Origin of the sequence: Streptomyces tubercidicus, from assembly GCF_027497495.1 — a bacterium.
Classification (GTDB): domain Bacteria; phylum Actinomycetota; class Actinomycetes; order Streptomycetales; family Streptomycetaceae; genus Streptomyces; species Streptomyces tubercidicus.
In genome coordinates this window covers 1,481,274-1,494,742 of sequence record NZ_CP114205.1, presented here as the reverse complement: position 1 = coordinate 1,494,742, position 13,469 = coordinate 1,481,274, and the positions used below count along the sequence as shown (strand labels likewise).

Genomic DNA, 13,469 nt, shown 5'->3' with positions numbered 1-13,469 from the left:
GTTTGGCCCAATCGTTTGCTCTCGTGTGCTCTCGTTGGCCTGGAGGTCGCTCCGTGCGCAGGGTCGTTGTCCTCTCCACCGGTGGAACCATCGCCTCCCGCCCCGATTCCCGGGGGGCGGCGATCGCTGCGGACGACGCGAACGCGCTGCTCGCACAGCTGCCCGGCGACCTCAGGGTCCCCGTCGAAGGGGTGGACGTACTGCGCGTCGGCAGCTACCTGCTGACCCCGGGAGACATGGCGGAGATCGTCCGGAGCGCGCACGAGGCGCTGGCCGATCCCGACGTGCTCGGCGTCGTCGTCACCCACGGCACCGACGCCCTGGAGGAGACCGCCTTCCTGGCCGACCTGGTCCACCACGACCGGCGGCCCGTGGTGTTCACCGGAGCCCAGCGCGCGGCCTCGGCCGGGGACACCGACGGCCCGCGCAATCTCGCGGACGCCATCACCCTCGCGGCCTGCCCGGAGGCCGCCGGCCACGGCGTGCTGATCGTCTTCGATGGTCAGGTGTTCGCGGCCCGAGGCACCCGCAAGACCCACACCCTGGCGCCCGCGGCCTTCTCCGCCCCCGACGGCGGCCCCCTCGGGCGGGTGCGGAACGGCTCGGTGCGGATGGCCGCACGGCTGCTGCGGTCCGCCCCGCTCGGCCCGGAGGCGCTCGACCTGGACGGCGTACGGGTGGACATCGTGGCCAGCTATCCGGGCACGGACGCCACGGCGCTGGACGCGGTGGCGGCCGCCGGAGCCCGGGGCGTGGTGCTGGAGGCCACCGGCGCGGGCAACGCCAACCCCGCCGTGCGCGCCGCGATCGCCCGCCTGACCGGGGAGGGCGTGGTCGTGGCGCTGTCCACCCGGGTGCACGCAGGCCCCGTCACCGCGCTGTACGGCGGCGGGGGCGGCGTGGACCTCATCGAAGCCGGCGCGGTGCCCGTCGGCACTCTGCGCTCACCGCAGGCCCGGGTACTGCTCCTCGCCCTGCTGGCTCGCGACCGCGATCCCCGACGCGTGGCAGCAGCGCTCCGCCGGATGGCCGAGGCCGGAGCTGCCGACACCGAAGTCGATACCGATACCGATCACGGCCCGCGGCCTACCTCTGCCTCGACCGACCCCGCGCGGACTGTCATGTCCGCTCAGCCCTGCGAAAGGAAGAACTGATCATGGCCAAGGACATTCGCGTCGCGATCGGTGTGGACGTGGACGCCGTCGCCGGCTGGCTCGGCAGCTACGGCGGCGAGGACTCCCCGTGCGACATCTCGCGCGGCATGTTCGCCGGAGAGGTCGGGGTGCCCCGGCTGCTGCGCCTCTTCGAGCGCCGCGACATGCGTACCACGTGGTTCATCCCCGGCCACTCCATCGAGACCTTCCCCGACCAGACCCGGATGGTGGTGGACGCCAGGCACGAGGTCGGCGCGCACGGCTACTCCCACGAGAACCCCGTCGCCATGACGCGCGAGCAGGAGAGCGCGATCCTCGACCGCAGCATTGAGCTCATCGAGCGGGTCGCGGGCCGCCGTCCGACCGGGTATGTCGCCCCGTGGTGGGAGTTCTCCCCGGTCACCAACGAACTGCTGCTGGAACGCGGTATCAAGTACGACCACTCCCTGATGCACAACGACTTCCACCCGTACTACGTCCGGGTCGGCGACAGCTGGACGAAGATCGACTACGCGAAGCCGGCCGAGGAGTGGATGAAGCCGCTGGTGCGCGGCGAGGAGACCGGCCTGGTGGAGATCCCGGCCAACTGGTACCTCGACGACCTGCCGCCGATGATGTTCGTCAAGGCCAGCGCCAACAGTCACGGCTTCGTCAGCCCGCGCGACCTGGAGCAGACCTGGCGCGACCAGTTCGACTGGCTCTACCGCGAGATGGACTACGCGGCCTTCACCATGACGATCCACCCTGATGTCTCCGGGCGTCCGCAGAACCTGCTGATGCTGGAGCGGATCATCGAATACATCAGCGGCCACGAGGGTGTGCGCTGGTCCACGTTCGATGAGATCGCCGACGACTTCCTGGCCCGCTTCCCGCGCGCCTGAGGTGCGGCCGCCCTCTCGGGCATCGCGCGGAAGCCGCATCCTTCCGCGCGCACCGAGGCCGTAGGTCTTCCTGGGCCGTTCCCCTGGCCCCGCCCACCCCGCTGAACCTGTTTCTCCCCTCCGAACCCCACTCGGCCCCCTCCCCTCCCCTCCCGAGAAGGGCAGTTCCATGTCCGCTGACTCCCGCGGCGCGGCGATCCGTGACGCGACCCCCGAAAGACAATTCCCACGGGTCGGTGCCCGCGCCACCCGCAAGGCCACCTTCATCGCCTTCCTGGCCTGGATGTTCGCCGTCTACGACTACATCCTGTTCGGCACTCTCCTGCCGGAGATGTCCGCCCACTTCGGCTGGAGCGAGTCCCGGGCGTCCCTGATATCGACGTTCATCTCCGTGGGTACCGCCGTCGTCGCCCTCGGTGTCGGTCCGGTGGTGGACCGCATCGGCCGCCGCAAGGGCATGATCCTCACCGTCTCCGGCACCGCCGTGGCCTCCGCAGCGAGCGCCGTCACCCCGGGAGCGGGCTATCTCATCGGCGTGCGTTCGATCGGCGGCCTCGGCCTGTCCGAGCAGGCCGTCAACGCGACGTACCTCAATGAGATCTACGCCGTCACCGAGGACGAGAAGATCAAGAAGCGTCGTGGGCTGATCTACAGCCTGGTGCAGGGCGGCTGGCCGCTCGGCGTGCTGCTGGCTGCCGCCTTCGTCGCCGTCTTCCTGCCCATCGTCGGCTGGCGCGGCTGCTTCGCCATCGCCGTCTTCCCCGCTCTGGTGATCGCGCTGGCCCGCCGTGGGCTCAAGGAATCCCCGCAGTTCGAGCTGGAACTGAAGCTGCGGGAGCTGCGCAAGGAGGGCAAGGCCGCCGCGGCCGCCGAACTCGCCCGCTCGTACGGCCTTTCCGTGGAGGAGTCGGCACCGCTCGTCGCGATCTTCAAAGGCCCGGCGCTGCGCAACACCCTTGTGCTGGGTTTCGCCTGGATCATCAACTGGTTCGGCATCCAGGTCTTCAGCGTGCTGGGCACCACGGTCCTCACCGAGGGCAAGGACGTCAGCTTCACCAACTCGCTGCTGATGCTGATCGTCGTCAACGCCGTCGGCTACCTCGGCTATGTCTTCCACGGCTGGTTCGGCGACCGCATCGGCCGCCGCAACATCATCGGCATCGGATGGATCCTCTCCGGCATCTCCTTCGCCCTCACCCTGACCGTCGCGCAGGGCACCGTCATGGTCGTTTCCCTGTACTCGCTCGGCATGTTCTTCCTCGTCGGGCCGTACGCCGCGCTCCTCTTCTACATGGGGGAGTGCTACGACACCCGCTGCCGCGCGACCGGGACGGCCTTCCTCAACGCCCTCTCCCAGCCGGGAGCGATCGTGGCCGGCCTGATCGTCACCGCCCTGCTCTCGTCGGGGGTGGGCTGGAACGAGGCCGCACTGCTGGTGGGAGCCGTCGGCACCGTGCTTTCCGGGGTCGTGATGTTCGCGGCCCGGAAGGTGGAGACGCTCAAGGGCTGACGCGCGGCAGGCCCATCACGCCCGTTCACGCCAGTCACCGCAGGACGATCCACTCAGAGCAAGGAGAGGAACAGCGGATGGACACCCAGGGCCAGTCGGCGGGGCAGGTGGCGGTCGTCACCGGGGCCGCCAGCGGGATCGGCCGGGCGCTCGCCGTCGCGTATGCCGCCCACGGCGTATGCACGGTGGTGGGGACATTCCCCGGCGACCCGCACGACCCGGAACGGACGGCGGCGGCGGTACGGGCCGCCGGCGGCGAGTGCGTCGTCCACGAGGTCGATGTGCGCTCGACGGAGCAGGTCGAGGCGTTCGCGCAGCGCGCCCTGGACGAGTGGGGGCGGCTCGACATCGCGGTGGCTGCCGCCGGGGTGCTGCGCCGGGCGGAGCTGGCCGAGCTGGACGACCTGGCCTGGGATGATCTGCTGCAGGTCGACCTGACCGGAGTGCTGCGTACGTTCCGTTCGGCGGCGGCCCGAATGGCAGGCGGACGGCCGGGCGCGATGGTGGCCATCTCCTCCATCGCGGGCGGCGTCTACGGCTGGGGCGAGCACGCGCACTACTGCGCCGCCAAGGCCGGTGTCCTCGGGCTGTGCCGCAGCCTCGCGGTCGAATTGGCGCCGCGCTCCATCCGCGTCAACACGGTCGTCCCCGGCTACATCGTGACCCCGCAGTCACTGGACCCGGTCAACTCCCTCGGCCCGGAGGGACTTGAGCGGGCCGGGAGCGGCATCCCGCTGGGGCGGGCGGGGCGGCCCGAGGAGGTGGCCTCGGTGATCCGCTTCCTGACCTCACCGGAGGCCTCGTACCTCACTGGTCAGGAGATCGTCGTGGATGGCGGGCTGACGGTCCGTATGGCGGCCTGAGGGTGTGAGAGGAACGGCACGGATGCCTGCACGGATGCCTGTACTTCAGGACAAGGGCGCGCTGGTCGTCGGCGGCGCGAGTGGGATCGGCGCGGCGATCGCCGCGATGTACGCGGTGGAGGGCGCGCGGGTGGTGGTCGCGGACCGCGACGCGTCCGGTGCGTCCGGGACGGTGAGGATGGACGTCGCGGACGAGGGGTCGGTGGCGTCGGCGGTAGCGGAGGCCACGGATCTCCTCGGCGGTCGTCTCGACATTCTGGTCAATTCGGCGGGCATCCTGACGCAGGCGCCTGTCGCCGAGATGGACTTGGCAACGTGGGCGCAGACCATCGCGGTGGATCTCACCGGGGTGTTCCTGTGCTGCCGGGCCGTGTTGCCGGGCATGATCGAGCGCGGCTCCGGGCGGATCATCAACATCGCTTCCCAGCTGGGCATCAAGGGCGGCGAGGGGCTCGCCCACTACGCGGCGGCCAAGGCCGGGGTGGTCGGGCTGACCAAGTCGCTCGCCCTGGAGGTGTCCCCGCACGGCGTGCTGGCCAACGCCATCGCACCCGGGCCGATCGAGACGCCGATGGTCGACGGCATCACGGAGGACTGGAAGCGGGCCAAGCGCGCGGAACTGCCGCTCGGCCGGTTCGGCCGCCCCGAGGAGATCGCCCCGACGGCGGTCCTGCTCGCCTCGGACCCGGGCGGCAACCTCTACGTCGGCCAGACGCTCGGCCCGAACTCGGGCGATGTGATGCCGTGATGTGCGGACTCGCGGCGCGGCGCGGCGGTGGGCCCTGGATGGTGTTCTGATGTGCGGCGCCTGTGGTGACCGGACCCCTGCGGACTGGGCGCGGCCCCTCTACGCCGGACCGGGCGCCCGATCCGCCCTCGCGGCGGCGGCCCTCGCGCTCGCCGCCCGTCCCGGCCTCCGGGTGGCGGCCCGCCCCGGTGGCTGGCTGGTCACGGGCCCTACGGGGGCCGCGACCGCCTGCCCCACGCTCACCGCACTCGTGGCCGCCCTACGTCGGGGCTCCGGCCCGGCCCTGCCCGAACTCCCTGTAGCGCGTGGCTCGGGGGCCCTCTCCGTACCCGCCCCGGACGGGCGGCGAGGCGTGCGGCTACGGGCCGTGGCGGATGCCCAGGCGGCCGCCCCCGAGGATCGGTGGACTGTACGCACCGACGCCGAGGCTCTCGCCGCGCTCGGCGCTCTCGCCGAGCCGCCCGGTTCGCTGCGCCACTACCTCGCGGGGATCTCGGGCGTGACGGCCCCCTGGGGCGGCAGTCCCCGTCCCGTCCCGGGCTTCGATGCCCCCGAACGGGCCTCCGACCTCGTCGTCTGGGCGGAGTGGGCCCGCCAGTCCGGGGCCTTCGACGCCGACCCCTTCGCGGCGACCTGCCCGCTGGACGGGACCACCCGCCTGGACCTGGAGATCCGTGCGGGCTACGTGGTCCGGGCGGTCCGTCTCCTTCGCTTGCCCCAATCGTGCGCGCGCCCAGCCTTCTTGGGCGGTGGCTTGGATGGTTGCCGTCCATCAGACGCAATTCTCCGTGCGATCTGAGGCAGTCCGGCGGCCGCCACTGCTGAGACCGGATCACTGCCTCGATCTCTTCGTGGATGGGAAACCACCAGGACAACGAAGAAGGCCCAGGTCTCCGACGTGGGCCTCAACTATGGAGCGGGTGACGGGAATCGAACCCGCGCTCTGAGCTTGAGAACCAATGGGGGCCACTGCCACCGCCGGCCGGGGATTGACGGCGGTGGCCTGCCGCTGCGGTCACGCCCAGCAGCAGGCCGAGCGTGTCGACCACGACGTGCCGCTTGTGACCGTTGACGAGTTTGCCGCCGTCGAGGCCACGACTGTCGGCGCCGACGACGGCGTCCGCCTTGACCGACTGCGAGTCGATCACACCGGCCGTCGGTCCTGTGGGTGGCGAGACGTCCTGCAGCCGGAGTTGCGAACCCTCCTCGGCTGATGACGACGAAGAACGAGCACGACGGCTACGCCGAACTGACCGTGCTGCGAACCCTCCTGGGCCGATGACGACCGGCAGTTTGCGGCCAGGCGGCCGGTATAGCGCCGGAGCCGGTGACACCCACCGTGCTTCGCACGCAGCTGGTGACCGGTAGCGCGCCGACCTGGTGACAAGCAGCGTGCTTTGCGCGATCCGAACAGCAGGGGGCGGGGCGGTCGCTATGTCTGGTTCGCCGCCTGCTTGACGGTCCTGATCACTGGTGCCGTTTCGAGGTGTGTGACGGCTCGGAGTGCGGCGACCCGGGTGGTCAGGTACCGGTACAGCTCCCGTGGGTTCGTGCACACCACGCTCGCGTACAGGTTGGTCGGGCCGGTCGTTGCGGCGGCGAACGCGACCTCCGGGTGCCCGGCCAGCGTCTGTCCGGTCTCCTCCAGGTGTGCGGGGGCGACCGAGAGCCAGAGCAGGGTTCGGGAGTTCACGCCGAACATGCGCCAGTCGACGTCGATGTCGAGATAGAGCAGGCCGTGTTCGCGCAGCTCCGTCATCCGGCGCCGGACCGTCGTCGGCGACCAGCCGGTCGCCGCGGCCAACTGCTCGAACCCGGCCCGGCCGTCGGTGGCGAGCAGGGCGAGAAGCTTGCGGTCACCGTCGTCGAGCCGCACCGGTCCTCGTCGATGCGGCATCGGAGCCGGGCGCAGTCGCTCGATCGCCTCCTCGTCCAGCGACCCGAGCTTTCCGACCACGTTGTCCGGGCCGCCGTAGAAGGCGTGCAGCAAGCAGTGCGCGGTCACGCCCTCCACACGCGGGGTGCGGGGGAGTTTGGCCAGCAGCAGTGCCTCGCTGTCCGCCTCGCTCTCGGTACGGACCACGCAGGTGATCTCGGTGCCGCCGGAGCTGAGGCTCACCCAGGACGTGTCGGGGCGTCTGGCCAGTGCCTCGGCGACCGGGAGCGACGCGGCGGGCGCACATCGCACCCGCAGGAACCACAGGATGGTCCCCGGTGCTGTGGGGGCGACCCCGCCCAGCACCCGTACCGCCCCGGCCGACCGCAACCGGGCGTACCGGCGGGCGATGGTGCGATCCGACACGCCGAGAACCTCGGCGATGGTGCTGAACGGGGCACGGCCGTCGATCTGCAGGGCGTGCACGAGCCGACGATCCAGCTCGTCGTAGTCGGATTCCACCGGGCTGAGGCTAGACGGTGTCAGATATCAGCGCAATCGAGCCGGTTCCTGGCTCGGGCGGCTCGGCCGACGGAGCGTTGCTCCTGTCCTGATCGACACAGCCACAGGAGAGTCCATGGACACCGATGTACTCATCGTCGGCGCCGGCCCGACCGGAATGACCCTGGCCAACGAGCTGCTGATGGCGGGGGTGTCGACCGTGCTGGTCGACAAGCTGTCGCAGCGCAGCGACCTGTCCAAGGCAGGCGGCGTGCAGTCCCGCACACTGGAGGCGCTCGACCAACGAGGGCTGCTGAAGCCTTTGCTGGCCACCGGAGATCACCCCGTCACCACTGGCCACTTCGCCGGTATCCCACTCCCGCTCCACTCCAACCGGCACCGTCTGCCCTGGCGGTCCGTGCCACAGGTGGTGATCGAGGGATTCTTCGAGCAGCATCTCGCCGCGCACGGCCTGCACGCCCGGCGGGACCACGAACTGGTCGGCATCGCCCAGCACGACGACGGGGTCACCGCGACCTTCGCCAACGGCGCCACCCTCCGCTCCCGTTACCTCGTCGCCGCCGACGGAGCCCACAGCACCGTGCGGACCCTGCTGCGGGCCGGGTTCCCCGGTCAGCCGGGTACGGCGACGATCACCGCCGCCGACGTGCGGCTCAGCGGCGTCGATCCGTCCACGTCGCACACCTGGACCGAGGACGGGCACTGGGCGGCACTGTTCCCGCTCGGCACCGATCCGCAAGGCAGGCAACTGCGCCGCCTGGTCCTCGGCGGGCCGGGCCAGTCACTGCCGAGGGAGACCCCGGTCACCGAGAACGACATCCGTCACGGCCTGAGCACCGTGTTCGGAACGCGGGTGCACCTCCTCGAACTGCGCTACGCCCGCCGCATCACCAACGCGTCACGACAGGTCGAGCAGTACCGGCACGGGCGGGTGTTCCTGGCGGGCGATGCCGCCCATGTCCACCTTCCGCTCGGCGCACAGGGCATGAATACCGGGATGCAGGACGCGCTCAACCTCGGTTGGAAGCTCGGCGCCGCCGTGCACGGCTGGGCACCAAAGAACCTGCTCGACACGTACCACGCGGAACGGCATCCTGCCGGGGCCGCCGTCCTGCGCAACGTCCGGGCACAGAGCCTGCTGATGGACTGGGCCGGCACCCGCGATCCGGACGTGCTGGCTGCCCGGGAGATCTTCACGGGCATGGCCCAACTCCCGGACGTCCAGCACCATCTCGCCGACCTGATGTCCGGGATGGCCATCCGCTATCCGATGCCGGGCACCGAAACCCATCCACTCGTCGGCCGGCCCGCACCGGACCTGGACCTCGGCCCCGCCCGGGTGCACGAACTGCTGCGATCCGGGCACGGCATCCTGCTGGATCCGGCCGACACGTTCGCCAGGGTTGCCGGCCCCTGGTCGGACCGGGTGGACCGGGCGGGCCAGGGCGCCGACGCCGAGCCGATGCTCATCCGGCCGGACGGCTACGTGTGCTGGGCCGGCGCGGATGACCTGGAACCGGCCCTCGACCGCTGGTTCGGCGAGCCCGGCTGAGCCGACGTTCAACATCACCCTCGCCGCTACCACGTTCGCCGGGAATCTCCCAGCCGTCCACGTTCCACGTGGACCTGTGTTCCGGCAGCGGATCCTTCGAGAGCCAGTCGGAAGCGTCGATGAGGTCGCCGGTGTCGCGGGGGCGCGCGAATTCCGCGCGAATCCCGGTGTCCTCGCCGTAGTGGCAGTGCGGGTGCCGCTACGGCGCCGGGGAGGTCTTCCACCTGGTCAGACAGCTGCAGCCAAGACCCCGCTCATAGGGGCCGTGTGATACGGCGTGAGAGGCGAGGAACCGTCGAGCGCCCCAGCGCCCGCACGGTCGCCGACCGGTCGTGCGCGCCGTACGCGCGGAGGCACGGATCGGCCGGTCGGTGCGTCCGTGCACACGGTGGAACTTGCCGTCGACGTCGGTGTCACGGCGACGGATGCGGCGTCTTCGATGGCCGGGATCCGGGTGAACGCGCCCCAGGTGCCGTTGGGGAAGATGGCCCAGTACAGGTGGTTGCACGAACCGCCCCTTTATCGGCGGTGGGGGAGGGGCGGAGCCGGGATTGTGGGCATTTACAGTGCTTGACACCCCCAGCCGGCGAATGGGGGACGACTTACTACACTCGGCGGCGCTGCTGTCTATTCCCTAAAGGGTGGAACATGAGGCCCTTCGCAGGTGACCCGCGACGATCAGGCAGATACATACGTACGCTGCTCGGCGCGGCTGCCACGGGCACTCTGCTGGCAGGCTGTACCTCCTCAGAGGGTTTGCGAGACGCCGGACCGGCCCCCTCCGTGTCCGTACGGGCGATTCCTTCGCCGCTGTGGCCGAGCTATACGCCCCTGCCCCGTTCAGGCAAGCCGAACGATTATCTGGATGGCGCCGGTCCACCCGTGCCGCACTTCACCGTTCCCCCGGGCGGGCTGAAGGAGGTATCGCCTGCGAAATTGCTCGCGGCGGACCCCGACCTCCCCCATGCGCTCCGCTACTGGGTACAGCACTGCCGCAAACCGGACTGCCGACTGCACTCGCCTGCCTACCCCGACCTGACCGGCGATGGCCGCACGATCCTCCTCCTGAACTTCGAGTTCAACGGGTACACCACGCTGGCGGGCTATGTGGCCTCGGGGGATTCTGTCCGGAGCGTGCTGGACTACAGCGGAGAAAAGGTCCGTGTGGGAACCGTCGGCCACGATCTTGTCGTCGAGGAGAGCGGTGACTCCCACAAGACCACTCGATACCGCTGGAACGGCGAGCAGCTGGCGCCCGTTCGGCTTGATTCCCCACCCCCTGTGAGGAACCCGTGACCCATCTGCTCCTCGTCGAGGACGACGAGGTGATCCGCAACACGGTCCGGATGGCCCTCGAACGCTACGGCTACACCGTTTCCGTCGCCGGGGACGGCTTCACCGGCTTGGACCTGTTCCGTGAGAAGCAGCCGGACCTGCTGCTGCTCGATGTGATGCTGCCGGAGCTGGACGGCATCGGGCTGTGCCGCCGCATCCGCGAGCTGAGTCTGGTCCCCATCTTGATGATGTCCGCCCGCGGCGATTCCGTGACCGTGGTGTCGGGGCTGGAGGCGGGGGCCGATGACTATGTCACCAAGCCCGTCGACAGTGCGGTGCTCGTCGCACGGATCCGCTCCTTGCTGCGCCGGGCGAGCTTCCGACCGCAGGCAGTGGCCGCCGAGCAGCCGCAGCCAGAGCCTGATGGCGTTCTCGCCTTCGGCGACGTGGACATCAATCCCCGGTCCTTGGAAGTGCGGCGTGCAGGGCAACCCGTCGCATTGACCCCGACGGAACTGCGGCTGCTGCTCGCATTCGCCGCGAACCCCGGGGTCGTGCTGGAGCGGCGGACGTTGTTGCGCACCGTATGGGACTACGCGTGGGAGGGCGACAGACGCGTGGTCGACATGCATGTGCAGCGGCTGCGCGCGAAGATCGGCGCCGAGCGGATCGAGACGGTCCGCGGCTTCGGCTACAAGCTGCGGAGCTGACCGTGCACATGCGCTGGCAATCCCTGCGCTGGAAGATCGCGGCGCTGGTGGCGGCCTCGGCCTGTGCCGTGGCTGTGTCGATCGGAGTTCTGGTCCATCAGGCCTCATATGACCGGTATTTCGACCAGGCCCGCGAAGTCGCACAACAGCGGCTGAACGTGGCGGTGAGCGTCTACGCCCAGACCGGGAAGCCCACGGCCGGCGCGCACCTCGATTCGCCTCAAGTGCCCCATGAACTGAGGGAGTTGGCGCGACACGGCCGCCAGGGCACCGACTCCGGTGACGGGCCGGACGGGCCGGGGGTGTGGGCTGCGCGTCAGGTCGGTGGGCAGGTGCTGTCCGTGCACATCGGCATGAGTGGGGACATGCGCAACCTCGCGGCGCTCGACACCAGTATGGCCCTGGCCGGGCTGCTGGTCGTCGCCGTCGTTGTGCCGGTGGGGGCGCTCAGCGCGAACCGGCTGGGGCGTCGGCTGCGGTATGCCGCTGCCACGGCCCGGCGGATCGCGGGCGGTGACCTGGACGCCCGTATCCACGCGGCCCGGCGCTCAGAAGACGAGATCGCCGAGATCTCCGCCGCCGTCGACTCCATGGCAGCGGCGTTGCAGCAACGGCTGTGCAGCGAGCAACGGTTCACCGCCGACGTCGCACACGAACTGCGCACCCCGCTGACGGGCCTGGTCACCTCGGCCGAACTGCTGCCACCAGGGCAGGCCGCCGGCTATGTGCAGGACCGGGTGCAGGTGCTGCGCACGCTGGTTGAGGACCTGCTGGAGATCTCCCGGCTGGATGCCGGTGCCGAGCGGGCGGATCTTGTGCCCTGCCCGCTCGGGGAGTTGGTCGAGGAGTGTGTACGGCGCACCGGGCTGGCTGCCGAAGTGCTGGTCGTAGGTGATGCCGAGGTCGATACGGACCCGCGGCGGCTGGACCGCATCGTGGCCAATCTGGTGGTCAACGCGCATCGTCATGGGCGGCCACCGGTCACGGTGACGGTTGACGGGACCGTGGTCACCGTGCGCGACCACGGCCCGGGTTTTCCCGAAGCCCTGTTGGCGGACGGGCCGCAGCGATTCCGCACCGGCGCTCGGGAGCGCGGCCGCGGTCACGGTCTCGGCCTGACCATCGCACTGGGGCAGGCCCACGTCATCGACGCCGTCTTGACCTTCAGCAATGCGCCGGACGGCGGCGCGGTGGCGGCGCTTCGACTGCCGATACACGACTGATACACAGCGGATACCGAGCCGAGCGGGGGGAGAGATCCCCTCGCAGCGGGTCGAAGATCTTCCGTATCCACCATGGCGGAGCCCTCGCGAATCACGCGCGCACCGACTCATAAGAGTGCTCTCCCCATGGACCCTTCCTGCATACGGACCAGACGGCGGCCCAAGGCTCCCCGCCGCGGCATACGCATCGCAGCATGGACGATGACCGCCGGTCTCACCGCGGTCGGTGTCGTCGGCTGCCTGCTCGTCGCCAAACTCGACGGCAATCACGCGTCGACCGACGTGGACGCCACGCTCGGCGCCGACCGCCCGGCCCATACGGTCGCCGGGGCCCTCAACATCCTGCTCCTCGGCTCCGATTCGCGGACCGGGAAGAACCAGGAATACGGCCAGGACGGGGGCAGCGCCCGCTCCGACACGGCGATGCTCGTGCACCTTGGTGAAGGTCGTACGAACGCCGTGGTCGTCAGCATCCCGCGCGACACCATGGTGGAACGGCCCGCCTGCCCGCTACCGGGCGGCGGCACCTCGCAGGCCGCAGGCCCGACGATGTTCAACACCGCCTATGAAGCGGGCGGACTGCCCTGTGCGGTCAAAACAGTCGAGCGGCTCAGCAAGGTACGTATCGACCACGTCATCGACGTCGACTTCACCGGCTTCAAAAAGCTGGTGACCGCAATCGGCGGCGTGAAGATCACCACCGACAAAGCCATCCACGACAAGTCCAGCCACCTGGATCTGGACGCGGGCACCCACCATCTGAACGGCGAGCAGGCGCTGGGGCTGGTCCGCACGCGGCACGGCTACGGCGACGGCAGCGACCTCGGGCGGATCGCACTGCAGCAAAAGTTCATGGCCGCGCTCGTCGGGGAGTTGAGAAGCTCAGCCCTCCTCACCGACCCGGTGAAGCTCTACAAGGCCGCCGATGCCGCGACCAGCGCGATCACCACCGACAAGGGGCTCGACTCGGCACAGGACCTGCTTGGTCTCGCTCGCAGTCTGTCCGGGCTGAAGCCCTCTGACATCAACTTCCGGACGCTGCCCGTCGGCCCCTACCCGCAAGACCCCAACCGGGTCTCCGTCAAGCAGCCCGAAGCGGACGCCCTGTGGCAGGCCGTACGCGACGACACCGCGCCGCCCGCGAAGGAGAAGTGA

General features: G+C 70.0%; 12 protein-coding genes and 1 pseudogene. 11 read left to right on the top strand and 2 right to left on the bottom strand.

What is annotated here, in order from left to right:
- The first annotated feature begins 53 nt into the window (after positions 1-53).
- The 6 genes from STRTU_RS06365 to STRTU_RS06340 all read left to right on the top strand — a co-directional run bounded on the left by STRTU_RS06365 (position 54) and on the right by STRTU_RS06340 (position 5,955).
- Entirely contained in the window at positions 54-1,154 is a 1,101-nt protein-coding gene (locus STRTU_RS06365; protein WP_159742639.1) for an asparaginase, read from the top strand.
- Between the two features lie 2 nt (positions 1,155-1,156).
- Complete coding sequence (locus STRTU_RS06360; RefSeq protein ID WP_159742638.1) at positions 1,157-2,035, top strand: polysaccharide deacetylase family protein; 879 nt, start codon at positions 1,157-1,159, stop codon at positions 2,033-2,035.
- 169 nt (positions 2,036-2,204) lie between these two features.
- On the top strand, positions 2,205-3,545 hold the full coding sequence (locus STRTU_RS06355) for an MFS transporter (RefSeq protein WP_159742637.1): 1,341 nt from the start codon (positions 2,205-2,207) through the stop codon (positions 3,543-3,545).
- Positions 3,546-3,622: 77 nt separating this feature from the next.
- Positions 3,623-4,408, top strand: a complete 786-nt coding sequence (locus STRTU_RS06350; RefSeq protein ID WP_159742636.1) for an SDR family NAD(P)-dependent oxidoreductase — start codon at positions 3,623-3,625, stop codon at positions 4,406-4,408.
- 34 nt (positions 4,409-4,442) lie between these two features.
- Entirely contained in the window at positions 4,443-5,156 is a 714-nt protein-coding gene (locus STRTU_RS06345) for an SDR family NAD(P)-dependent oxidoreductase (protein WP_174878817.1), read from the top strand.
- Positions 5,157-5,205: 49 nt separating this feature from the next.
- Positions 5,206-5,955, top strand: a complete 750-nt coding sequence (locus STRTU_RS06340) for a hypothetical protein (protein ID WP_159742634.1) — start codon at positions 5,206-5,208, stop codon at positions 5,953-5,955.
- A gap of 217 nt (positions 5,956-6,172) precedes the next feature.
- Here STRTU_RS06340 and STRTU_RS06335 read toward each other — a convergent pair.
- Both STRTU_RS06335 and STRTU_RS06330 read right to left on the bottom strand, forming a co-directional pair.
- Positions 6,173-6,316 (bottom strand): annotated as a pseudogene (locus tag STRTU_RS06335) (IS5 family transposase); the annotation flags it as partial.
- 272 nt (positions 6,317-6,588) lie between these two features.
- Positions 6,589-7,554 (bottom strand): Lrp/AsnC family transcriptional regulator, encoded by a 966-nt coding sequence (locus tag STRTU_RS06330; protein WP_159742633.1) that lies wholly within the window; start codon positions 7,552-7,554, stop codon positions 6,589-6,591.
- A gap of 115 nt (positions 7,555-7,669) precedes the next feature.
- On the opposite strand from STRTU_RS06330, the gene STRTU_RS06325 reads away from it, so the two are divergent.
- The 5 genes from STRTU_RS06325 to STRTU_RS06305 all read left to right on the top strand — a co-directional run bounded on the left by STRTU_RS06325 (position 7,670) and on the right by STRTU_RS06305 (position 13,469).
- A complete protein-coding gene (locus STRTU_RS06325; protein ID WP_159742632.1) occupies positions 7,670-9,106 on the top strand; it encodes an FAD-dependent monooxygenase in 1,437 nt (478 codons plus the stop codon).
- A gap of 882 nt (positions 9,107-9,988) precedes the next feature.
- Positions 9,989-10,402 (top strand): hypothetical protein, encoded by a 414-nt coding sequence (locus tag STRTU_RS06320; protein ID WP_159742631.1) that lies wholly within the window; start codon positions 9,989-9,991, stop codon positions 10,400-10,402.
- Between the two features lie 50 nt (positions 10,403-10,452).
- Positions 10,453-11,091 carry a two-component system response regulator CseB gene (gene cseB / locus STRTU_RS06315; RefSeq protein WP_371873667.1) on the top strand — a complete coding sequence of 213 codons (639 nt, stop codon included), beginning with the start codon at positions 10,453-10,455 and terminating at the stop codon, positions 11,089-11,091.
- A gap of 8 nt (positions 11,092-11,099) precedes the next feature.
- Entirely contained in the window at positions 11,100-12,314 is a 1,215-nt protein-coding gene (locus STRTU_RS06310; RefSeq protein WP_159742629.1) for a sensor histidine kinase, read from the top strand.
- A 201-nt stretch (positions 12,315-12,515) separates the two neighbouring features.
- Positions 12,516-13,469 carry an LCP family protein gene (locus STRTU_RS06305; protein WP_159742628.1) on the top strand — a complete coding sequence of 318 codons (954 nt, stop codon included), beginning with the start codon at positions 12,516-12,518 and terminating at the stop codon, positions 13,467-13,469.